This is a genomic window from Azospirillum mesophilum (assembly GCF_053470405.2).
Window position 1 is genome coordinate 345,842 of the sequence record NZ_JBPXMQ020000002.1, and the last position, 21,118, is coordinate 366,959.

General features: G+C 68.7%; 23 protein-coding genes, 1 tRNA gene and 1 riboswitch. Of the genes, 17 read left to right on the forward strand and 7 right to left on the reverse strand.

The features are described 5' to 3' along the window. Nucleotides 1-88: 88 nt before the first annotated feature. From ACSVC7_RS03780 to ACSVC7_RS03795, 4 genes are all read left to right on the forward strand, one after another. Nucleotides 89-1,801 carry a long-chain-fatty-acid--CoA ligase gene (locus ACSVC7_RS03780; protein WP_448202508.1) on the forward strand — a complete coding sequence of 571 codons (1,713 nt, stop codon included), beginning with the start codon at nucleotides 89-91 and terminating at the stop codon, nucleotides 1,799-1,801. After that, a complete protein-coding gene (locus ACSVC7_RS03785; RefSeq protein WP_448202507.1) occupies nucleotides 1,798-2,100 on the forward strand; it encodes a 2TM domain-containing protein in 303 nt (100 codons plus the stop codon). Before ACSVC7_RS03780 ends, ACSVC7_RS03785 begins: the two co-directional genes overlap by 4 nt. After that, nucleotides 2,093-2,416 carry an acylphosphatase gene (locus tag ACSVC7_RS03790; RefSeq protein WP_448202506.1) on the forward strand — a complete coding sequence of 108 codons (324 nt, stop codon included), beginning with the start codon at nucleotides 2,093-2,095 and terminating at the stop codon, nucleotides 2,414-2,416. The genes ACSVC7_RS03785 and ACSVC7_RS03790 overlap by 8 nt, the downstream gene beginning before the upstream one ends. A gap of 92 nt (nucleotides 2,417-2,508) precedes the next feature. Further along, nucleotides 2,509-3,000, forward strand: a complete 492-nt coding sequence (locus ACSVC7_RS03795) for a DUF8265 family protein (RefSeq protein ID WP_448202505.1) — start codon at nucleotides 2,509-2,511, stop codon at nucleotides 2,998-3,000. 16 nt (nucleotides 3,001-3,016) lie between these two features. On the opposite strand, the gene lipB is transcribed toward ACSVC7_RS03795, so the two are convergent. Then, nucleotides 3,017-3,691 (reverse strand): lipoyl(octanoyl) transferase LipB, encoded by a 675-nt coding sequence (gene lipB, locus ACSVC7_RS03800; protein ID WP_448202825.1) that lies wholly within the window; start codon nucleotides 3,689-3,691, stop codon nucleotides 3,017-3,019. A gap of 192 nt (nucleotides 3,692-3,883) precedes the next feature. Here lipB and ACSVC7_RS03805 point away from each other — a divergent pair. Beyond that, nucleotides 3,884-3,970, forward strand: a tRNA-Leu gene (locus ACSVC7_RS03805). Between the two features lie 77 nt (nucleotides 3,971-4,047). Here the strand turns inward: ACSVC7_RS03805 and ACSVC7_RS03810 are convergent. Beyond that, a complete protein-coding gene (locus ACSVC7_RS03810; protein WP_448202504.1) occupies nucleotides 4,048-4,350 on the reverse strand; it encodes an STAS domain-containing protein in 303 nt (100 codons plus the stop codon). Between the two features lie 456 nt (nucleotides 4,351-4,806). Here ACSVC7_RS03810 and mgtE point away from each other — a divergent pair, with 456 nt between their 5' ends. The 7 genes from mgtE (at nucleotide 4,807) to ACSVC7_RS03845 (ending at nucleotide 10,474) form a co-directional block, all read left to right on the forward strand. Further along, nucleotides 4,807-6,246, forward strand: a complete 1,440-nt coding sequence (mgtE, locus tag ACSVC7_RS03815) for a magnesium transporter (RefSeq protein WP_448202503.1) — start codon at nucleotides 4,807-4,809, stop codon at nucleotides 6,244-6,246. A 45-nt stretch (nucleotides 6,247-6,291) separates the two neighbouring features. Then, a riboswitch (TPP riboswitch) is annotated at nucleotides 6,292-6,395 on the forward strand. Then, complete coding sequence (gene thiO / locus ACSVC7_RS03820) at nucleotides 6,387-7,553, forward strand: glycine oxidase ThiO (protein ID WP_448202502.1); 1,167 nt, start codon at nucleotides 6,387-6,389, stop codon at nucleotides 7,551-7,553. It overlaps the preceding riboswitch by 9 nt. Beyond that, nucleotides 7,550-7,759: a sulfur carrier protein ThiS gene (thiS, locus tag ACSVC7_RS03825; RefSeq protein ID WP_448202501.1), complete on the forward strand. Its 210-nt coding sequence runs from the start codon at nucleotides 7,550-7,552 to the stop codon at nucleotides 7,757-7,759. Before thiO ends, thiS begins: the two co-directional genes overlap by 4 nt. Before the next feature lie 47 nt (nucleotides 7,760-7,806). Continuing rightward, nucleotides 7,807-8,580, forward strand: a complete 774-nt coding sequence (locus ACSVC7_RS03830) for a thiazole synthase (protein WP_448202500.1) — start codon at nucleotides 7,807-7,809, stop codon at nucleotides 8,578-8,580. 170 nt (nucleotides 8,581-8,750) lie between these two features. Next, nucleotides 8,751-9,194, forward strand: a complete 444-nt coding sequence (locus tag ACSVC7_RS03835; protein WP_448202499.1) for a PaaI family thioesterase — start codon at nucleotides 8,751-8,753, stop codon at nucleotides 9,192-9,194. A 38-nt stretch (nucleotides 9,195-9,232) separates the two neighbouring features. After that, nucleotides 9,233-9,706, forward strand: a complete 474-nt coding sequence (locus tag ACSVC7_RS03840; protein ID WP_448202498.1) for a hypothetical protein — start codon at nucleotides 9,233-9,235, stop codon at nucleotides 9,704-9,706. A gap of 69 nt (nucleotides 9,707-9,775) precedes the next feature. After that, nucleotides 9,776-10,474: an NnrU family protein gene (locus ACSVC7_RS03845; RefSeq protein ID WP_448202497.1), complete on the forward strand. Its 699-nt coding sequence runs from the start codon at nucleotides 9,776-9,778 to the stop codon at nucleotides 10,472-10,474. 23 nt (nucleotides 10,475-10,497) lie between these two features. Here the strand turns inward: ACSVC7_RS03845 and ACSVC7_RS03850 are convergent, their stop codons facing one another. After that, on the reverse strand, nucleotides 10,498-12,624 hold the full coding sequence (locus ACSVC7_RS03850; protein WP_448202496.1) for a hypothetical protein: 2,127 nt from the start codon (nucleotides 12,622-12,624) through the stop codon (nucleotides 10,498-10,500). A gap of 187 nt (nucleotides 12,625-12,811) precedes the next feature. Between ACSVC7_RS03850 and ACSVC7_RS03855 the strand changes: the two genes are divergently transcribed. Beyond that, nucleotides 12,812-13,186, forward strand: coding sequence for a Rid family hydrolase (locus tag ACSVC7_RS03855; RefSeq protein WP_448202495.1), 375 nt, complete (start codon nucleotides 12,812-12,814; stop codon nucleotides 13,184-13,186). 36 nt (nucleotides 13,187-13,222) lie between these two features. Here the strand turns inward: ACSVC7_RS03855 and ACSVC7_RS03860 are convergent, their stop codons facing one another. Together ACSVC7_RS03860 and ACSVC7_RS03865 are read right to left on the reverse strand one after the other, a co-directional pair. Beyond that, entirely contained in the window at nucleotides 13,223-13,471 is a 249-nt protein-coding gene (locus tag ACSVC7_RS03860) for a hypothetical protein (protein WP_448202494.1), read from the reverse strand. A 44-nt stretch (nucleotides 13,472-13,515) separates the two neighbouring features. Then, entirely contained in the window at nucleotides 13,516-13,701 is a 186-nt protein-coding gene (locus ACSVC7_RS03865) for a hypothetical protein (RefSeq protein WP_448202493.1), read from the reverse strand. 231 nt (nucleotides 13,702-13,932) lie between these two features. Here ACSVC7_RS03865 and ACSVC7_RS03870 point away from each other — a divergent pair, with 231 nt between their 5' ends. The 4 genes from ACSVC7_RS03870 to ACSVC7_RS03885 all read left to right on the forward strand — a co-directional run bounded on the left by ACSVC7_RS03870 (nucleotide 13,933) and on the right by ACSVC7_RS03885 (nucleotide 16,824). Next, nucleotides 13,933-14,646, forward strand: coding sequence for a response regulator (locus tag ACSVC7_RS03870; protein ID WP_448202492.1), 714 nt, complete (start codon nucleotides 13,933-13,935; stop codon nucleotides 14,644-14,646). Nucleotides 14,647-14,745: 99 nt separating this feature from the next. After that, nucleotides 14,746-15,348, forward strand: a complete 603-nt coding sequence (locus ACSVC7_RS03875) for a 2-hydroxychromene-2-carboxylate isomerase (RefSeq protein WP_448202491.1) — start codon at nucleotides 14,746-14,748, stop codon at nucleotides 15,346-15,348. Between the two features lie 117 nt (nucleotides 15,349-15,465). Next, a complete protein-coding gene (locus tag ACSVC7_RS03880) occupies nucleotides 15,466-16,452 on the forward strand; it encodes a potassium channel family protein (RefSeq protein ID WP_448202490.1) in 987 nt (328 codons plus the stop codon). A gap of 117 nt (nucleotides 16,453-16,569) precedes the next feature. Further along, on the forward strand, nucleotides 16,570-16,824 hold the full coding sequence (locus ACSVC7_RS03885) for a hypothetical protein (protein WP_448202489.1): 255 nt from the start codon (nucleotides 16,570-16,572) through the stop codon (nucleotides 16,822-16,824). A gap of 15 nt (nucleotides 16,825-16,839) precedes the next feature. On the opposite strand, the gene ACSVC7_RS03890 is transcribed toward ACSVC7_RS03885, so the two are convergent. Next, nucleotides 16,840-17,724 (reverse strand): dienelactone hydrolase family protein, encoded by an 885-nt coding sequence (locus ACSVC7_RS03890; RefSeq protein WP_448202488.1) that lies wholly within the window; start codon nucleotides 17,722-17,724, stop codon nucleotides 16,840-16,842. Nucleotides 17,725-17,818: 94 nt separating this feature from the next. Beyond that, nucleotides 17,819-20,845 carry a transglycosylase domain-containing protein gene (locus tag ACSVC7_RS03895; RefSeq protein WP_448202487.1) on the reverse strand — a complete coding sequence of 1,009 codons (3,027 nt, stop codon included), beginning with the start codon at nucleotides 20,843-20,845 and terminating at the stop codon, nucleotides 17,819-17,821. Nucleotides 20,846-21,118: the final 273 nt, after the last annotated feature.

The window sequence follows — 21,118 nt, forward strand, 5'->3', positions numbered from 1 at the left end:
ACAATCGCCCCAAAACCGTCCGCTCTCGGGGGGACGGGACTCGCGCGATCCAAAGAATCGAAAGCGAAAAAATCAAGGGAGGACACCCATGGGCGAAGCGGCCCGCAGCATGCCGGACCACAGCTGGGACCGGGGCTATCCCCCCGACGTCGACTGGAACGCCTCTTTGCCCGTCCTGCCGGTGACGGCGCTGCTCGACGAATCGGCGGCGCGCTTCGCCAGGCACCCCTTCCTGGACTTCATGGGCAAGCGCACCACCTACGCCGAGGTCGCCGCCCTGGTGGACCGCGCCGCCAAGGGCTTCCAGGCGATCGGGGTGGGGAAGGGGGTGCGCGTCGGGCTGTTCCTGCCGAACACGCCCTATTACGTGGTCTGCTTCTACGCCATCCTGAAGGCCGGCGGCACGGTGGTGAACTTCAATCCGCTCTACGCGGAGCGCGAGCTGCAGCACCAGATCGCCGACAGCGGGATCGACCTGATGGTCACGCTGGACCTTGCGGTGCTGTACGACAAGATGGCCCGCATGCTGGCCGAATCGCGGCTGAAGCGGCTGGTCGTCTGCGCCATGGCCGACATCCTGCCCTTTCCGAAGAACTGGCTGTTCCCCATCGTGAAGCGGGCGGAGGTGGCGCGCGTCCCCGCCGACGACCGGCACCTGACCTTCCGCCAGCTCACCGCCAACGACGGCCGCCCGAAGCCTGTCGCCATCGACCCGAAGGAGGACGTGGCCGTCCTGCAATACACGGGCGGCACCACCGGCGTGCCCAAGGGCGCCATGCTGACCCACGCCAACCTCACCGCCAACGCGGAGCAGTGCCGGCTGTGGTTCGTCGGCGCCCGGCTGGGGGAGGAGCGGATGCTGGGCGTGCTGCCCTTCTTCCACGTCTTCGCCATGACGGTGGTGATGAACTTCAGCATCCGCATCGGGGCGGAGATCGTGATGCTGCCGCGCTTCGACCTCGACCAGGTGATGGAGACCATCCACAAGAAGCGGCCGACCCTGTTCCCGGCGGTCCCGACCATCTACACCGCCATCAACCACCACAAGCATCTGGAGCGCTTCGACCTGTCCTCCATCCGCTTCTGCATCTCCGGCGGCGCGCCCCTGCCGGTGGAGGTGAAGGAGGCGTTCGAGCGGGCGACCGGCTGCGTGCTGGTGGAGGGCTACGGCCTGTCGGAATGCTCCCCCGTCGCGACGGTCAACCCGATGACCGGGGCGAACAAGGTGGCGTCCATCGGCCTGCCGCTGCCCGGCACGGTGATCGAGATCCTCAGCCTGGAGGAGCCCCGCCGCGTCCTGCCCCCCGGCGAGAAGGGCGAGGTCTGCATCCGCGGCCCGCAGGTGATGAAGGGCTACTGGAAGAAGCCCGACGAGACCGCCATGACCCTGGTCGACGGCCGTCTGCACACCGGCGACGTGGGCCTGATGGACGAGGAGGGCTACACCTACGTCGTGGACCGCATCAAGGACATGATCCTGTGCAGCGGCTTCAACGTCTATCCCCGCAACGTGGAGGAGGCGATCTATCTGCACCCAGCCGTCGCCGAATGCGTGGTGGCCGGCGTCCCCGACGAATACCGGGGCCAGACCGTCAAGGCCTACATCCGCGTGGACGAGGGACAGACGCTGACCAGCGACGAACTGATCGACTTCCTCAAGGACAAGCTTTCCCCCATCGAAATGCCCAAGGTGATCGAATTCCGCGACACCCTGCCGAAGACCATGATCGGCAAGCTGTCCCGCAAGGCCCTGCTGGACGAGGAGGAGGCGCGCCGCAAGGGCGCGGCGGGCGCGGCGTGACCCAGCCCGACCGTTCCGCCGACACGCCCACCCCGCAGGATACCCCGGAGGATGCGGAAAAGCGCCGCCGCCTGCGGGCTTTCCTGAACCATCTGATCGCCTATTTCGCGGTCATGGTGGTGGTCGTCCCCGTCAACGCCTTGCTGGCTCCGGGCACGCCCTGGTTCCTCTTCCCCCTGGTCGCCTGGGGAGCCCCCCTGGCCGTGCACGCGGCCTATGTCATGGGGTGGTGGGGCCGCCAGACGAGCAGCAAGACAACGAACAGCAAGACGACGAACAGCGAGGCCGGGCATGGCTGAACAGGACAGGGCTGAACAGGACGGGGCTGGGCGGGACGAACGGAAGGCCGTCCTCGCCCGCATCCACGGGCGGGTGCAGGGCGTGTGGTACCGGGGCTGGACGGTGGACACGGCCACCGCCTTCGGCCTGAACGGCTGGGTGCGCAACCGCAGCGACGGCACGGTGGAGGCTTTGTTCGCCGGCCCCGCTGCCAGCGTGGACCGCATGCTGGAGGCCTGCCGCAAGGGCCCACCCGCCGCCATCGTCCGCGACATCGCCATCGAACCGGCCAAGGACCCCGGCCCCGCCCCCTTCGAACAGCGCTCCACCCAGTGACGAAGCGCCCGTTCATCCCTTCCCCGTCATCCCCGCTCTCTCCGTCATCCCCGCGAAGGCGGGGATCCAGGGCCTTTCGGAGCCTTCTCGCCATGGCCTGGATCCCTGCCTTCGCGGGGATGACGGTGGTGTTTATGGCGCATCCCACCCACGCCCAGAGCCCCCTGAACCGGACCGAGGAGCAGCACCTGTCCCCCGTGCCGCCCGGCGGCTACGACCTGCCGCTGGCGCCGCCGGTGGTGCGCTACCCGGTCCCGCCGCAGTGGGTCACCATCCGCTCCACTCAGGACTGGCGCCGCGTCGGCCGGTTCGAGAAGAAGCTCAGCGACGCCTGCGCCGAGCGGCGCTTCCGCGAACTGCTCCCCTTGCGCTACCGCGCCGTCTTCAAGGGGGAAATCCTGGGGGTGGCCTTCGGCCACGGGCTGAACCTCTACGATTCGAAGAAGCTGGCCGACCGCAAGCGGATCTACCTGTTCCGCAACGGTGACAGCACGGGCTGCACAGTCGTCTCCATCACCAACGAGGATCTCCGCGTCCTCAACGACGACCAGCAGCCCGCCCCGGCCGGAGCCAAGAAGAAATGACGGTGGGAAATGACGGTCAGTCCTCCAACTCCTTGTCCCCCATGTCTGCCGGCCCGCCGCCGAACACCTCCGCCCAGGTGGCGATCAGGGCCGAATCGACGTCCTCCATGGTGACCAGATGACCCAGCGCCACCATCGAGGTCACCCCATGCTCGCTGATCCCGCAGGGCACGATGCCGCCAAAGTGGGAGAGGTCCGGCTCCACGTTCAGGGCGATGCCGTGGAAGCTGACCCAGCGGCGCACGCGGACCCCGATGGCGGCGATCTTGTCCTCCTGGCCGGGGGCGCCGCCGTAGGGCTGCTTGTTGACCCAGATGCCGACGCGCCCCTCGCGCCGCTCTCCCCGGATGTTGAAGGCGGCCAGCGTGCGGATCAGCCATTCCTCCAAGTCGTGGACGAAGGCCCGGATGTCGGCGCCGCGCTTCTTCAGGTCCAGCATGACGTAGGCCACGCGCTGCCCCGGCCCGTGATAGGTGAACTGGCCGCCGCGCCCGGCCTTGTAGACGGGGAAGCGGTTGGGCTCCAGCAGGTCCTCCTCCCGCGCGCTGGTGCCGGCGGTGTAGAGGGGCGGGTGCTCCAGCAGCCACACCATTTCCGGCGCGGTGCCGGCGCGGATGGCCTCGACGCGCGCCTCCATCTCCGCCAGCGCCTCGGGGTAGGGAACGGGGCTGTCGCTGATCCGCCATTCGATCTCGGCGGGGCCAGGGACGGGGACGGCGGCGGGGGCTTCGTTCAGGTCGGTCATGGCAGGCTTCATGGCGGGCTGGGGCACTTTCTTACTGCGAAACGCGAGACGCCGCTTGATCGCGCGGTGGGGATCTGGTATTCCCCCGCTCCACCCGATGACAAGAGCAATCGACTCATCGGATGCTACCAGCCTCGTGCGGTCGTGGCGGAATTGGTAGACGCGCAGCGTTGAGGTCGCTGTGGCAGAGATGCCGTGGAAGTTCGAGTCTTCTCGACCGCACCACTCCCAAGCGATTGGGACTTACGAAAAGCCCGCAGGTCCCCGGACCGAGCGGGCTTTTTCGTGCCCGCGATCCGGCTTCAGCGGAACGTGACATACTGGTCCAGCGCGACGCGGCGCAGCGTCTGCACGATGTAGGGCTGCGCGTTGTGGACGACCACCTCCCGCTTGGCCTCGCGGCAGCGGTTGGCCAGGATGAACAGCATGCCGATGGCCGTGGAATCGACGAAGGTCAGGTAGCGCAGATCCAGATGCGTCTCCGGATGCGCCGCGACATCCCAGTCGGCCAGCATCTCGTGGAACTTCTGGCTGTCGTCGTAGGTGAGGCGCCCCGACATCAGGATCCCGTCCTGGCCGTTGACGTCGGTGTAGGCGTACTCCATCGATCGGTCCGCTGGTGAAGAAAGCATGGCGCCGTGCGGCCGATGGCCGCTGCGGCTATTATGGGTGCACGAACTTAAAGCGGATTTCAATCCGCTTAGGACCGCGACGGCGGTCCCGGACGCCCGTGCGTCCGAAGCCCGGCCTATCGCGGTAACTTCGTTACCGCTGGCGGCAGGCGGATGCCACAGGCATCCGCTGAGAGCCGGCAAGTGAGGCCATTTGAATCGAAAGCGAACGGAAGTTCGCTTTCGTGGCGGCGCAAGCGTTGCGCAAGCTCCGGCGCGGGGTGCCGGGCCATGCTGGACAAAGCATTCGGGCACCTATATTCGGTGGGCGCCCCGGCGGTTCGGCCGCGGGGGCTCCCCCCAACCCGCAGACGCCGGTGCGCCATGGCCGACCGATCCCTGGACCATGCCGTCACGCCGCGTCGCCATCGTTAAGGGAGGGTGTCCGCCATGCACGCCGACCCCCAGGAACCGAACCGCATCCCCGACGATGAGCCGAAGACGGCGGAACGCCCCCACCAGCTGCGGGAGGAGGGCGAGGAGGAACGCCGCTACGGCGTCGAGCCGGAGTTCGTGGAGACAATCGTCGCCCGCCTTCATGGGGACGGGCGTGAGGGGCTGCGCGCCGAGATCGAGACGCTGCACCCCGCCGATGTCGCGGACCTGATCGAACAGCTCGGCCACGACGAGCGCGAGGCGCTGATCGAGGTGCTGCGCCCCGACTTCGACGGCGAGGTGCTGAGCTACCTGAACGCCGACCTGCGCGAAGAGATCGTCGAGCTGTTCGAGCCGAAGGAACTGGCCGCCGCCGTCGCCGACCTGGACACCGACGACGCGGTCGACGTCATCGAGGATCTGGACGAGGAAACCCGGCGGGAGGTTCTGGAGAATCTGCCGGCGGAGGACCGCGCGCTCGTCCAGGAAAACCTGACCTACGACGAATACACCGCCGGCCGCCTGATGCAGCGCGACTTGGTGGCGGTGCCGCAGTTCTGGACGGTGGGCAAGACCATCGACTATGTCCGCGCCGCGTCGGAGGATCTGCCGGAGGACTTTTACGACATCTTCGTCGTCGATCCGATGCACCGGGTCGTCGGCTCGGTGCCGCTGTCCCGCCTGCTGCGGCAGAAGCGGTCCGTCCGCATCGCTGACATCGTGACGGAGGAGGTGGACACCATCCCCGCCACCATGGACCAGGAGGAGGTGGCGAACCTCTTCCGCCAGTACGCGCTGGTCTCCGCCCCCGTGGTGGACGCGGGCGGGCGGCTGATCGGCGTCATCACCGTGGACGACGTGGTCCACATCATCGACGAGGAGGCGGAGGACGACATCCGCAAGCTGGGCGGCGTCGGCGACACCGGCGTGTTCAGCGGTATCGGCGACATCGCCCGATCGCGGGTCTGGTGGCTGGCCGTCAATCTGTTCACCGCCTTCGTCGCGGCCGGCGTGATCTCCCTGTTCGAGGGTACGATCTCCCAGATCGTGGCGCTGGCCGTGCTGATGCCCATTGTCGCCTCCATGGGCGGCAACGCCGGAACGCAGACCCTGACCGTGGTGGTCCGGGCGCTGGCGACGCGCGAGCTGTCCTCCTCCAACGCGCTCCGCGTGGTGGGGAAGGAGGTGCTGGTCGGCCTCATCAACGGCATCGTCTTCGCCATGCTGGTCGGGCTGATCGCCTGGGTCTGGTACACGCCCATGATCGGGCTGGTGATCGCCTGCGCGATGATCATTAACCTGTTCGTTGCCGGCCTGTTTGGCGTGCTGATCCCGCTGGGGCTGGACAAGCTGGGGGTCGATCCGGCGGTGGCGAGCGTGGTGTTCCTGACCACCGTCACCGACGTGGTCGGCTTCTTCGCCTTTCTGGGGCTTGCGGCTGCGATGCTGCTGTAGGTTGCTTTTTGGGGTTGCCAAGAAGCGGGGCTTTGCGGATTATCCGGACATTGGCTGGGGTGCCGTGCGGGATGCGCTCGCGCGGCTGAGATCACACCCATCGAACCTGTCTGGATAATGCCAGCGAAGGGAGCCGCCGCATGGTCACTGCGCCCTCGTTCCGTCCTTCGTCTACCAATCCGTCCGTTGCCATCCTCGGCGCCGGGGTCATCGGCCTGTCCATCGCGTGGCGGCTCGCCGCCGCCGGCTGCCGGGTCGAGGTCTTCGACCGGGGCGCCGTCGGGCGCGGGGCCAGCCACGCCGCCGGCGGCATGCTCGCCGCCTGCGTGGAGACCGAACCGGGCGAGGAAAGCCTGCTGCCCCTGACCCGCGCTTCCCAGGCGCTGTGGCCCGCCTTCGCGGCGGAGCTGGAGGCCGCCTCGGGCCTTCCCGTCGACCTGCGCACCGAAGGCACCATGGTCATCGCCCTCAACGCCGATGACGCCGCCAAGGTGCGCGTCCTGCACCAGTTCCAGCATGGCCTCGGCCTGCCGGTGGAGTGGCTGACCGGGGCGGAGGTCCGCCGCCGCGAGCCCTATCTGCAGCCCGGCGTGGCCGGCGCCCTGTTCTGCGCGGGCGACCATCAGGTGGACAACCGCAAGCTCGCCAGCGCCCTGCACGCCGCCGTGCTGTGCGCGGGCGGCGTGGTGCACGAACACACCGAGGTCACCCGCATCGAGGTGCGGAATGGCCGCGTCGCCGGCCTTCGCGTCGGCGACCGGCTGGTCGAGGCCGACCGGGTCGTCCTGGCCGCCGGGGCCTGGGCCGGCGGCATCGAGGGGCTTCCCCCGGCCGCCCGACCGCCGGTCCGCCCGGTCAAGGGCCAGATGATCTGCGTCCGCATGGACGAACGCTTGCCGCTGCTGCGCCATGTGGTGTGGACGCCCGGCACCTATCTGATCCCGCGCCTGGATGGCCGCCTGCTGATCGGCGCGACGACGGAGGAACGCGGCTTCGACGACCGCCTGACGGCGGGCGGCCAGTTCGCCCTGCTGGAGGGCGCGTGGCGCGCCCTGCCGGGCATCGCCGAACTGCCCATCGAGGAAAGCTGGGCCGGCTTCCGTCCGGGCAGCCGCGACGACGCCCCGATCCTCGGCCTCTCGGCGGTCGAGGGGCTGATCCTGGCGACCGGCCACCACCGCAACGGCATTCTGCTGACCCCGGTGACCGCCGATTCGATCGCCCGCCTGATCCTGACCGGCGAAGCCGACCCGGTGATCCAGCCCTTCGCCATCGACCGCTTCCAGCCGAAGGGAGCCGCCGCATGAGCGCCTTCATCCGTGTAAACGGCCGGGACGAAGCGCTGGCCGCCGACACCGTCGCGGCTCTTATGGCGGGGCGTGGCATTGCTCCGGGCACGTCCGGCGTCGCCGTGGCCTTGAACGGCGCCGTCGTCCCCTCCCGCCGCTGGCCGGAAACCCCGCTCGCCCCCGGAGACACCGTCGAGATCATCCGCCCCGTCCAGGGCGGGTGAGCCCCATAGTCCTTCTCCCCAAGGGGGAGAGGGGACAGAGGACCCCCATGCAAGACGACACCCTGACCATTGCCGGCCGCAGCTTCCGCTCGCGGCTGTTCCTGGGCACCGCCGGCTATCCGAACCAGCAGGTCATGCTGGACGCGTTGGCCGCCAGCGGCACCGAACTCGCCACCGTCGCCATCCGGCGCATCAGCCTGGACGGCTATTCGGAAAGCCTCGTCGACGTCCTCGGCAACCGGGTCGGGCTGCTGCCCAACACGGCCGGCTGCCTGACCGCCAAGGAAGCGGTTCTGACCGCCCAACTGGCGCGCGAGGCGCTGGGTGTGGACTGGATCAAGCTGGAGGTCATCGGCGACCGCGAACTGCTCTACCCCGATGTGGAGGAACTGCTGCGCGCGACGGAGGAGCTGGTGGCCGACGGCTTCACCGTGCTGCCCTACTGCAACGACGATCCGGTCACCTGCCGCAAGCTGGCCGACCTGGGGGCGGCGGCGGTGATGCCGCTGGGGGCCTTCATCGGCTCCGGCCTCGGCATCCGCAACCCGCACGCCATCGAAACCATCTGTTCCCGCAGCCCGGTGCCGGTGGTGCTGGACGCCGGCATCGGCACGGCGTCCGACGCGGCGCTGGCGATGGAGCTGGGCTGTGCGGCCGTCCTGCTGAACACCGCCGTGTCGAAGGCGCTCGACCCGGTCCGCATGGCCTCCGCCATGCGCGACGCGGTGGCCGCCGGCCGCTCCGCCCGTCTGGCCGGGCGCATGCCGAAACGTGCTTACGCAGAGCCGTCCAGCCCACAGCTCGGCTTGATCGGAACGTAAGGCTGGCGCAGGGTAGGGTCTGCCCAAGCAGGTTTTCCGAACTCCGCCCACACATGGGCGGGCTCGGAAAACCTGTAAAACCATAGAGTCCGCAGGTTTCGCCAGGCCGGGCCTGTGGCCCGATCTGGAGAAACCTGCTTAGACGACCACAACCGGAAGGGTCCATCACCGTGACCAAGCGCTTCGAGCCCCGCGATCCCGATTGGGAGGCGCGCTGCCGCGCCAGCTTCGACCGCCAGCCGATCTGCCGCACGCTGGGGATCGAGCTGACCCGCCTGGAGCCCGGCTTCTGCGAAATGCGCTTGCCGTTCCGCCCTGAACTGACGCAGCAGCACGGCTTCTTCCACGCGGGCATGGTCTCCACGCTGGCCGACAACGCCGGGGGCTACGCCGGCTACACGCTGATGCCCGCGGGCAGCGAAGTGCTGGCCGTGGAGTTCAAGGTGAATTTCATGTCGCCCGCCAAGGGCGAGGTGATGATCGCCCGCGCCCGCGTGTTGAAGCCGGGTCGCAGCCTGAGCATCACCAGCGTCGAGATCTCCATGCTCGACGGCGGGGTGGAAAAGGACTGCGCCATCATGCAGCAGACCCTGTTCTGCCAGCCGGTCGCCTGACGATTTTCCCGTTAAGCATCAATCACGGAGGGGTTTGAATGTCGCTGTCCCGTCTTTGCGGCGTCGCACTGGTCGCCGGGCTCGCCACCGCCGCGCTGGTCTCGCCCGCCCACGCCCAGAAGAAGGAGCCGCCGTCCTGCGCCGCCATCTCCTTCCGCCCCATCGCGCCGGGCGCGCCGGACGGAGAGACGGACGCGGGTCTCTACAAGTCCCGATTCGGCAAGATCGAGATCAAGGCCGACGTGAAGGGCGGTCAGGCGACCAACTACTTCATGGTCCTGAACGGCAAGAAGATCGACGCCTCGGCCACCCCTCCCAAGGTGTCCGATTCCTGCCTGAAGTCCAAGCACGTCAAGCTGCCCTATCAGAAGCAGGCGGCGGGCGCATGCACCGGCAGCCGCTTCCGCGTGGTCATCGACCGCTCCGGCAAGCAGCCGGTGGCGCTGTTCTTCGGCCTGCAGGGTGAGGACTGGGCCTATTGCAGCGGCACCGCGGTGGACAAGGGCGCCTGATCCTCAGCCGGTTGAAGGCGGCGACGGTTGGCGTAAGCTGGGCGGGACCTTGGCAAAGGGGGATTCCGCATGACCGGCACCATCGCCCACGTCGCCGCCGCAGGGCTGTTCCTGCTGATCACCCATTTCGGCATCTCCAGCACGCCGTTGCGGGGCGCCCTGGTCGCCCGGATCGGGGAGAAGCCCTACCTCGGCCTCTACTCCCTGATCTCCGCGCTGGCCTTCTGGTGGCTGGTGGCCGCCTACAACGACGCCCCGTACGAGCCGCTGTGGCCGGCCGCCGGATGGCAGGCCTGGGTGCCGCTGCTGGTGGTGCCGGTGACCCTGGTCCTGCTCGTCGCCGGCTTCTCCACCCCCAACCCCACGGCCGTCGGGCAGGAAAAGCTGCTGACCGGGGCTGAGGAGCCGGCGCGCGGCATCCTGCGGGTGACGCGCAATCCCTTCCTGTGGGGCGTGGGCCTGTGGGCGCTGGCGCACCTCGTGCCGAATGGTGATCTCGCTGCGCTGGTCCTGTTCGGCAGCCTCGCCGTCTTGGCCCTGCTGGGCAGCCTGCTGATCGACGCGAAGATGGCGCGGCGGCTCGGCCCCGCCTGGGACCGTTTCGCCGCCCGCACCTCCAACATCCCCTTCGCCGCCATCGCCGCCGGCCGCCAGAGCTTTGTCTGGCGCGAGATCGGCTGGTGGCGGGGCGCCGTGGCCCTGGTCCTCTACGTCGGGTTCCTGCACCTGCACCGTCTGGTGTTTGGCGTGTCGCCGTTCCCGGTTTGAGGGCCGGCCGGTTTAAAAGTTGGTCAGAACCGCATCGTCCGCACCTGCTCCCGCAGCGCGGCGCGGGCGGCTTCGGCCTCCTTGCGGGCGGCGGTCAGGTCGCGGGACAGGCCGTCCAGCCGCGTTTCCTGTTCCCCCATCTTCGCGACCGTGCGCTTGTGCAGGTCGCTGTCGCGGGGCAGGGCGTTCAGGTTCTGGCGCAGCCGGTCCTGCTCCTTAGCGATGTCGGCCTGATCCCGCTCGATGTCGGCGACGCGGCGCTCCTTGTCGGCGAGCGTGGCGCGCAGCGCGGCCACCTTGCCCAGGGCCTCCCGCACCGGCGGCGGCAATTCGGCGGCGGCGGCGTAGGCCAACACCTGCTCCGGCGCCAGATCGGCGAGGCCGACCCGCTCCACCCGCGGCCGCTCCAGCACCACCGTGAGCGTCACCGTCTTCCCCGCCGGCACATCGACGGGCAAACGGTGAGCGTTCGCCGTGGTCTCCGAAGACGAGCCGGCCGGCTCCACGAGCGTCCAGCCGGAGCGGCGCGGGTGCTCGATGACCAGCTTGCGGTCCTCCCGCGCGTTGCCGGCGATGCTGTAGGTGGTGGTCTGCCGCTCCGTCACGGTCAGTTGCAGCACGCCGTCCGCCGCGCTGGCGCGGGACAGCGTGCGGCCCGGCTGTTCGGAGCGGTCGACGGTCACCCCTTGGTCCACGGCGAAGCTCAGCAGCCGGCTTTCGCCGGAGGGCAGGGGCGCCAGCCGCGCGTCCCCCACATAGGCGGGCGCGCCGCCGACCGTCTCGTAGAGCGTCAGTACGCCGGGGGGTAGGCCACCATCTCCCGCAATACCATTGCCTAGGGCGTTGGTCAGGCGCAACGCGGCCAGCGGGTGGCGGGGCTGGGTGCCGGGCTGGTACAGGTCCAGCCGCTCGGCGGGAACGGCGCGGGCGACGATGGGCATCATCAGCGTGGCGCCGTTGGCCAGCGTCACCGGCTGCGGGTAGCGGAACAGCACCTGCGCCGTCGCCTCCGCGCTTTCGGCGGCGGTCGTTTCGGCCGCGCGCTGCGGCGCCGGGGGGGCGGCCATCGGAGCGGGCATCGGCGTGGGAATCGGCGCCGGCGGGGCCGCCATGGCGACGGGCGGAGGCGCCTCGGCCGCAGCCCGCGCGCGGTTCGCGGCGCCGTCGGCTTTCGCCATGCGCTCGGCGGCGATGGCGCCCTCGTCTGGCTTGGGCAGGACGCGGCCCAGCACCTCCACCGGCACCTCCGGCCGGTTCACGAAATAGGCGGAATAGAGTGCCTGCCGGAAGGTCACCGGGTTGCCCGACGCCACGGACAGTTCCACGCCGTTCCAGTCGTCGCCGCTCAGGTTCTCCAGCACGGCCCAGCCTTGCAGGTCGCCAGTCTTCGCCCCAGTCTTCGCCCCAATCTCGGGCAGGGTCAGCCGGTAGGTGGCCTTCCACAGCGGGGCCGCGACCACGTAAGCGACGCGCACGGTCCGCTCCGCCCCGCCGCCGTCCTTCGGCGCGGTCGTGCGGATGGTCAGGCGCCGCCGCTCCTTGTCCGCCGAACCGGCCACGGCGGCCAATGCCTTGTCGAGCTGCGCCTGCACGCGCGGGTCGGCGAAGCGCAGGGCGTCGACCTCCTCCAGCACGACCTGGCGCAGTCCGTCCGCCGTCATCAGGCCGAGGCGGTGGCGGGTCGTGACACCGCCGCCGTTGGGGAGCTGCACCGTCTCCTCGGTCACGGACAGCAGGCGCCCACTGGCCTCCCGCGCGCCGGAAACCCGCAGTTCCGCCCCCTTCAGCGCGTTCAGCAGCGCGGTGGGAGAGGCGAGGTCGTCCGGCGCGAAGGGCAACTCGCGGAAGGCGGTCTCCAACGGCTCCTGCCCCGGCAGATCGACGGTGCCGACGCCGCCCCGGTCGTCGTAGACGACGATGCTCTTCAGCACGTCGTCCACCTGGTCGCGCCGCACCTCCAGCGTCAGCGTGGCGTCTCCGGTGACGCGCGCCTCGCGTTCGAAATACCCGACGCCGCCGGTGGACAGCAGCACCCGCTTCAGCGCCAGCCCGCCGGACGGTGGATCGGCGGCCAGGGCCGGGGCGGTCAGCGGCGTGACGGCGAGCGTGAAGGCGAGCGTTACGGGGGCGGCTTTCGTAATCCCGGGCATGCGGGGTCTCCCGTGAGTGGCGAGGACTCGTCGGCCCTGCTTACGCTTTCATTTGGGAGAGATTGGGGCAAAGCCGGCGCATAGCCCGAAAGCGACGGCAAAATGGGGATATTCTCCATCCCAACCTGTGTCATGCTGTGACTCCGGCAACCGAGTCGGCAACAGAGCCCTGGGGAGGAAGACACGCATGGCCCGCAAGCTGACGTCCTCCGATCCGGCCTTCACGATGGGCGGCTGCTCCCGTGCCCTGGTGAACGGCAAGTGGGTCTTCGTGCCGGGAACGACCGGTGTCGACCACGACCGCCGGACCCTGTCCTCCGACGTGGAGGAGCAGACGCGCCAGACCATGCGGAACATCCGCGCGATCCTGAGAGAGTCCGACGCCGACCTGGAGGACATCGTGCGGGTGCGCGTGTATCTGGCCGACGCCGCCGATTTCGCGCGCGTCGCGCCGATCCTCGTGGAACAGTTCCAGGACATCGGGCCGGCCAGCTCGACCATCGTGTGCCCGCTGCCCGACCCGCGCGCGAAAATCGAAATCGAGGTCACTGCTCGGCGTTGATGGGGCCGGCGTTGATGGTAGCCTGGGCCGACGGACTCACCGCGCGGGATCGCCCGGCAGCCAGCGGTTCATCATCTCGCTCCACAGGCTATGCACGGGGCTCGACGCGGCCGGGATCCGCGAACGGTCACACTCCACGAAGGCCGTCGCCCGGTGGAACTCCTCGCGCCGCGCTTGCGGGTGGGCATAGCGCTCCCGCACCGAACGGCGCGCGCCACGCGCGGGGCGGGCGGGCCGGTCGATCCGCCGATCGGCGTCGCAGGTAGGGCAGTGGGCCGTCAGCATGCGCGGGGTCGCTTTTCTTTCTCTGAAAACCGGGGAATGGCCGCTCAGGCCTCGCCGACCAGCATGCGAGCCGATTCGATGTGGCGGCGGGCTTCGCTCAGCAGGGCGCGGTGCTGGGCCAGCGCCTCGCGGATCGGCATGCGCGAGGTGTAGACGCGCATTTCGCTCAGAAGGTGATCGGCCTGATCGAGGTGGGCGATCCGTTCCAGGCACTGGTCGATCACGGACATGGTCATTTTCCCCGTTGTGTTCGCAGCGGCTGCCGCCGTCGTGACGGTGCGGAGTAAACCCTATGCATATGAACGCGTGATTTCAGGAATGAGGGTGTTTCGTTTCGGTTGTGGGGAGCGATGTTTCAACCGATTCACCCGCAGCCCGGTCGGCGGGCGCCTGTTACGGGGTTGTAACCGATTGCGCGTACCCTCTACAGTGAGCTAAGAAGAGGGCGGGAGGTAACGGGTATGCACATTCTCGCGGTCGACGATGACGAGCCGGTTCGGGAACTGCTGGCGTCGTACCTGACGTCGGAGGGCTATCGCGTCACGACCGCGCCGGACACGGCGACGGCGAAGAAGGCGCTTGAGGGCGATCCGGTCGATCTCGTCATCTGCGACCTGCGCTTGCCGGACGGCGACGGCCTTGGCCTCGTCCGCCAGATCCGCACCGAATCCCACCTGCCCGTCATCATCCTCTCGTCCAAGGACCAGGACGTGGACCGCATCGTCGGCCTGGAACTGGGCGCCGACGACTATCTGACCAAGCCGTTCAACCCGCGTGAGCTTCTGGCCCGCATGAAGGCGGTGCTGCGCCGCGTCTCCGGCGAGGGGCGTCCGCCCCGCAACCCGGACGAGCTGCGCGCCGTGGTGCAGTTCGCCAACTGGGAACTCGACCTGACCGCCCAGCGCCTGCGTGGACAGGACGGCCGCGAGGTGGAACTGACCAAGGCGGAGTTCGGCCTGCTCGCCGCCTTTGTGAAGCGGCCCCAGCGCGTGCTGACCCGCGACCAGCTTCTGGACCTCACCCGCGCCGACGGGGCGGAGGTGTTCGACCGCTCCATCGACGTGCTGATCCTGCGCCTGCGCCGCAAGATCGAGGCGAACCCCAAGGAACCCCGCATCATCAAGACCGAGCGCGGCGCCGGCTACGTCTTCGACGCGAAGGTGAAGACCGTCTAGGACCATACTCCGCAACCACCCTCTGACGACCCGCCGGGTGGACGGAACCGCCGCCGCGCGTTAGCCTTTCCGGAAAACCATATCCGGGAGGAACGGCGGATGAGCGACCCCATCGATTTCTATTTCGACTTCGCCTCGCCCTACGGCTATTTCGCGAGCCGCCGCATCGACGAGCTGGCTGCGACACACGGCCGCACCGTTACCTGGCGTCCGATCCTGCTCGGCGCCATCTTCAAGGTGACGGGAATGAAACCAAACCTGCAACAACCGTTGCGGGGCGAATATCTGGTCCATGACGTGGGCCGAATCGCGCGGTTGACCAAGGCTCCCTTCACCTATCCCGATTCGGCGCCGGTCAACGGCGTGGCGGCCTCGCGCGCCTTTTATTGGCTGACCGACCAGCATCCGGAACAGGCGAAGCTGCTGGCCCGCACCCTCTACCACGCCCATTGGGGCGAGGGCCGCGACATTGCCCCCGCCGAGACGGTGGTGGAAATCGCCGGTGGGATCGGGCTCGACCGGGCGGCGGTGGCCGCGGCGCTCCAGGACCAGGACGTGAAGGACCGCCTGCGCGCCGAGACCGAGGCGGCCATCGACCGGGGCGTTTTCGGCTCCCCCTTCGTCATCGTGGACGACGAGCCATTCTGGGGCTGGGACCGGCTGGACATGGTGGACCGGTGGCTGGCGACCGGCGGCTGGTAAAGGCCGGCGGCCACGCTTGTGATCATTGCCACCGCCGGCAGTTCGTCTGCGAAAACCCTGCCAAATCGAACCTCTGTGACGCTATAAGGAAGCAGCCACCCTCAGACGATTCGCCGTATGGACCAGATCGTACCCGACCGCCGCCCGAAGGCCGCCGGCCCGTCGCACGCACCGCGCGCCGCATCCCAACGCACGTCGTGGGTCAGCGGTGCCGTGCTCACCGCGCTGTTGCAGGGCATGATCGCTTTGTCGATTCGGTCGGTGTCGGGCGATCTGGCCTTCGTGCTGCTGGGCTCGGTCGGTCTGGTGGTCGGCGCGTTCCACTACATCTTCCCGGGCAGCCAGTTCTTCAGCCTCGCGCTGGCGAACTTCATCGGCGTGTACGCCTGCGTCTACGTCTTCTTTCTGGAAAGCAATTTCCACGACATAGGGCCGCTGATCCAGGCGGTGGCCTTCGTGATTCCGCTGGGCGCCTTCCTGGGCGGGGCGTGGTGGCGGGCGGCGGACATCCGCAGCATCGTCATGTCCAGGCGCCTGCGCGAAGGAGCTCATTTCGACCGGATCTTCCTGTGGATGGCCCCGGTCTGGGGCATTGGCGCGCTGACCTTCCTGCTTCCCGGCCGCAACATTTCGCCCGACACCCTGACGGTCATCTTCATCCTGTCGATGGCGGCCATCGGCATGATCGTCGCCTTCGTCGCCCGCGACATCGCGATTTTCCTGCTCGACGCCGGGCTTCTGTTCGAAGGCTTTTTCCAGCAGGCGGCGCGTCTGGTCCTCCCGGCCTTTGCGTTCCTGACCTTCTATTCGCTCTGCATCATCATGTTCGGCGCGCTCTACACGATCATGGACCGTTTCATGATCGAGCCGAACTTCGTGGTGGAGGGCGTGCGCCGCGACCTGACCTTCCCGGAGGGGCTGTATTTCTCGCTGGTCACCTTCGCGACCGTCGGCTACGGCGACATCCATCCGGTGACCGGGGCCGTGCGCCTGGTGTGCGGGATCGAGATCGTGACGGGCGTGCTCCTGCTGCTCTTCGGCTTCAGCGCGATCATCGGCCACGCCAACCCGCGCGACCGCCGCGACCGCAACGACCCGCTTTGAGAGGCTCAGCCTGGACGCGGATGGCCGCCCTCCGTGCGGGTCGGGGCTGAAAGGTTCTGTTAACCATAACCGCGTATCGTGCGATTCTCCGTCCTTTTCCGTACGAGAATCGACGCCATGTTGCCCAACATCCATCTGCGGGTCGATGACCTGACGCCGGACGAAGCCGCCACCGTCGCGCACGCGTATCTCGCGGCGCTGGACGAAGGCGATCACGACAGCGCCTTTGGCGTGGCACTGGACAGCCTGCGGGCTTTTCGGCCGGAACTGCCGGAGACGCTGGCGGCGGTGGAGCTGGAAGTGCTGCTGTCGGCGCTGCCGCCGTCGGCCCCATCCGCCGCCATGGCGCGGGACACCTTCGCCCTCGCGTAAAGAGCCGGGGCTGGGCTATCCCCGCCCCGGGCGCGCCGTTGCCAGGAAGCGGTCCAGGTCGGCCTGAGCGGCCGCCAGGGCTTCCGGGCTGCCGCCGACGGTGGCACCCCGACCCGTCGGACTGTTGCGGTTCAGCACGGTCCGCAAATAAGTGGCCGGACGGTCGAGATTGTCGAAGGAATGGGCGGCCTCCGGATACAGACGGAGTTCCATCGGCGCCGTCCCGCGATGCTTGGTGAGCAATTCCTCGCAGAAGCGGGCCGGGGTCCAGTCGTCCTCCGTTCCGATGCCGATGAAGACCGGTGCGCGGTATTCGGCGGTCTGGCGCGCCTTGTAAGCGCAGGCGGGGTACAAGGCCAGCGCCGCCCGGAAGCGCGGGGTGCCGTCCGGCCGGCCGTTCGGCTTGCCGTTCAGCCGGTGGGACGAGACGACGTCCAGCGCGATCCCCGCCCCGTGGGAAAAGCCCATCACCAGCACCGAGTCGGCTTGAATGAACGGCTGCTTCACCAAATGGTCGAGCGCGCCGAAGGCGTCCGCCGCGCGCATGCTCCAGGTCACCGCGCCGGCATTGCGGCAGATTTCCGCCACGCCGCGCGGGCCGAAGCTGTCGATGGCGAGGATGGCGTAGCCGCGCTCGGTGAAGAACCGACGCCAGACCGCCGTGTTGGGGCGCAGGCCTCCGCAGCCGTGCAGCAGAACCACGGCGGGAAACGGACCCGGCCCGTCCGGGCGGCTCAGATGACCCACCAGTTCCAGCCGCTCGCCGGATCCCATGTCCGACGCGCTGGCGAAGGTCACGCGCTGCATCTCCGCGAATAGGTCGGCGGCCCTGGCGGGCGAAGCGCCGACCAGCGCTCCGAGGAGCAGGGCGATGAAGAGGGCGGCGCGCCGTCGCGGCATGGGGGAATTCGCGTCCGATGGCAGGGAAGCGGCATCGTCGCATGGTCGCCGCCGGTCTCCTATGCCACCAAAGGACGCAGCCTCTCCGCCGCCCTTACAACCCCGTCTGCGGCTTGCCGGTGTCGGCCGTCTTGGTCACGCCCGGTTCGATCAGCGGCTGGAGCGCCGGGGCGATGCTCTTCAGCAGCTGGGCGGGCAGGGCGCTGGTGAAGTGGTAGTTGTCGGCCTCCGGCCCATGGACGAAGGCGGTCATGGTGCCGAAGAAGCGGTCGCCGATGAAGAAGGCGAAGGTCGCCGTCCGGTTCACCGCGCGGGATTCGATCAGGTGGCCGCCGGGTCCGTAGCGGTCCAGCCGGTGGTCGCCGGTGCCGGTCTTGCCGCCGATGGGGATGATCTGGCCGGAAGCGTCCTTGAAGGATCCCCAGACGCGCTTGGCGGTGCCGTTCTGCGCCACGTCGGTCAGCGCCTTGCGCAGGGTCGCGGCGACTTCCGGCTTCATCACGCGCTGGCCGCGCATCTCGCCCAGCCCCACCATGGCCTCGTAGGGTGTGCCGGCGGCGAAATGCAGCTTCTTCACGCGCACGGTCGGCTGGCGCACGCCGTCGTTCTGGATGATGCCCACCAGCTCGGCCAGCGCGGCCGGCCGGTCGGCGGAGCTGCCGATGGCGGTGGCGAAGGACGGGACCAGCGTTTCGAACGGGTAGCCCAGCTTGCGCCACTGCTCGGTGATGCGCTGGAAGGCTTCCTCCTCCAGCCCGATGCGGATGCGCGTGTTCTGGGCGGCCTGGCCCTTCTTGAACAGCCACTTGTAGCTTTCCTGGCGTTCCCGCGCGCTGGCCTCCAGCACCTCGTGCCGCTTGGCGTCGGGGTGCTTCTGGAGATAGGCGACCAGCCACAGCTCCAGCGGATGGACGCGCGCCAGATAGCCCAGGTCGTTCAGCGGGAACTTGTCCGGCCCGTACTTGGAATACAGCGAGGCGATGTCGCCGTCGTCCAGCTTCGCGTCGGGCAGGCGGGCGCGCAGGAAGGCGCCGAACTCCTTCACGCCGGCCTCCGGCCGCACGGTGCGGAAGATCACCGACAGGCGGTGCGGCATCGGGCGCGACCGCGCGGCCAGCATGGTCAGCGCCTCGTCCGGGCTGCGCTTGCGGTAGCTGGTGTAGAAGCGGTTCAGGAAGTCGCTGCCCTCCTTGTCCGCGAAGCGGGCGAGGTAGGCCTGCCGGGCCGGGTGGTCGGGGTTGTGCAGGATGTCGGCGGTGTCGTCGCCGCCCTCCGCCATGTAGAACTGCACGATGTCGCGCATCAGGCGGATGAAGGGCAGGTTGACGGAGTTCCGCAGCGCCTCGGTCAACGGCATGGTGCTGCCGTTGTCCTTGCTGTTGAAGTTCACGAAGGTGTGCACGCCGCCGCCGGTGAAGAAGGCCTCGCCGGGGTTGGCGGAGTAGCGGCGGTCCATGGCCGCATCCAGCATGGCGCCCAGCCCGCGGTTGTGGGTGGTGGCGAGCCAGTTCGCCGCCCAGCGCGTCAGGGTGTCGGACGCCTCCTCCTCCACGTCGGCGAGGAAGTCCTTGGGCAGGTGGCTGTAGCGGGTGTGCAACTCCGCGATGATCTCCAGATAGGTGGACAGCGTGCGCAGCTTGGCCGTCGAGCCGAGGTCGAGCTTGGCGCCCTCGTTGATGTCCATGGGCTGGTCCAGATTGTCGGCCTGGATGCGCAGGTAGTTGGCGTCCTCGCCCCGCTCGTAGATCGTGACGGAGTAGATGATCTTCGACAGGTCGCTGTTCTTGACGTCCAGCAGCCGTTCGCCGGTCAGGCCCATCTGGGCGGCGAAGGCCGGCTCGTTCAGCTTCGCCAGCACCTCCACCACGCGCTGCTGGGTGGGGGCGTCCAGGGTGGACTCCGCCGTCAGGTCGGTGCGGTCGAGCTGGTAGAGGCTGGGCACCCCCAGCATGGACAGAAGCCGCGCGCGGATGGCGTTGGTCGCCTTCTGCTCCACGAAGTTGGCGGCCTGCGGCTGCGGCGACTCGTCCCGGAACTTCAGCGTCAGGTTCAGCGCGGCGTCGCGCAGCGCCTCGTCGATCACGCCGGCCTGATGCAGCACGCGCAGGTGGCTGTTCGCCAGCCGCTCCAGCGCGCCGCGGTCCTGGATCAGGTAGAGGGAGGGGCGGCGCTGGGCCAGCAGAAGGCTCAGCACCTGCTTGTAGGCCAGCGCTTTCAATTGCAGCGCGCGGGCGTCGGCCGGCTCCTCCGACAGCACCTTCTGCGCGATGGCGAGGTCGGTGCCGTACCAGGCCCACAGCCCGTCGCCCAGCCCGTTCACCTCGCCGAAGCCGGGGCGGGCGGTCAGCGGGGTGGAGTTCAGGTAATCGACCAGGATGCGGCGGCGGTGCGCGCTGGTGTCCTCGCCGTCCAGATAGGCGCGGACACTGGCCGACGCCATCTGGCGCAGCTTCTCCGTGGCGCCGGTGGTCTGCCCGTCGGGGGAGTGGCGGTACTTCTCGATCTGCGTGGCGAGCGTGGACCCGCCCGGCGAGCGCGACCCCGGCTTCAGCCACTGCACCGGCAGCATCAGCACGGCGCCGGCGAAGCGGTCCCATTCCACCGCCGGGTTGCGGCGCGGCTCGTCGTCGTTCAGCAGTTCGCGGTTCTCGATGAACAGCAGCGTCTTGGCGACCAGCGCCGGCACGTCCTCGAAACTGGTGAACACCCGCTCCGGATAACGGGCGGAGAACATGGTCGTGCCGTTGCGGTCCAGCAGGGTCAGCCCGGCCCGCGTTTTCTCGTGGTAGATGGGAAAGCCGCCCGCCGCCATGAAGGCGCTGAGCTGCGGCGAGATCTGCGCCTGCATCTCGACCGCGTACATGTCGTCGGTCAGCGACTTCAGATAGCCCGGCAGCCCGATGTAGCCCAGCCGCTCGTTGTACGGCCCCTGGGTGGGGTAGCGCGCGGCGGTGTTCGGCCCCTCGCGCAGCGTGTAGGTCATGTCGTGGGCGTAGGTGGACAGCAGCCGGGCCTGAAGCCGGGATGTGCGCATCTCCTCCCGCGCGACGGTGCCCAGCCCGGCCACCGTCGCCGCGAAGGCGACACCCCAGATTGCACGACGCCACCACAACCGAGTCATGTCGGCTCCAGACATGTTCGCGCGATGATTCGGGAAAAGCGTCGCGCGTTGGTTAAAACGCCGGAGAAATTCGCCGGACGATCTGGCCGAAATGTAGGGGTTGGTTGGTTAACAACCGGTGTAGCGTCCTCCCGTCCGGTGGACGGAAGCCATTCCGAAATAGTCTTACCTCGATTTCGTGCGGCGCTGTGGTGTGACGGTCACGAATTCACCGAATGGCCGTGTGGTCAAAGCGCGGCGCGCCAACGGCGGCGCTTGTGAGGGGATGGAGCG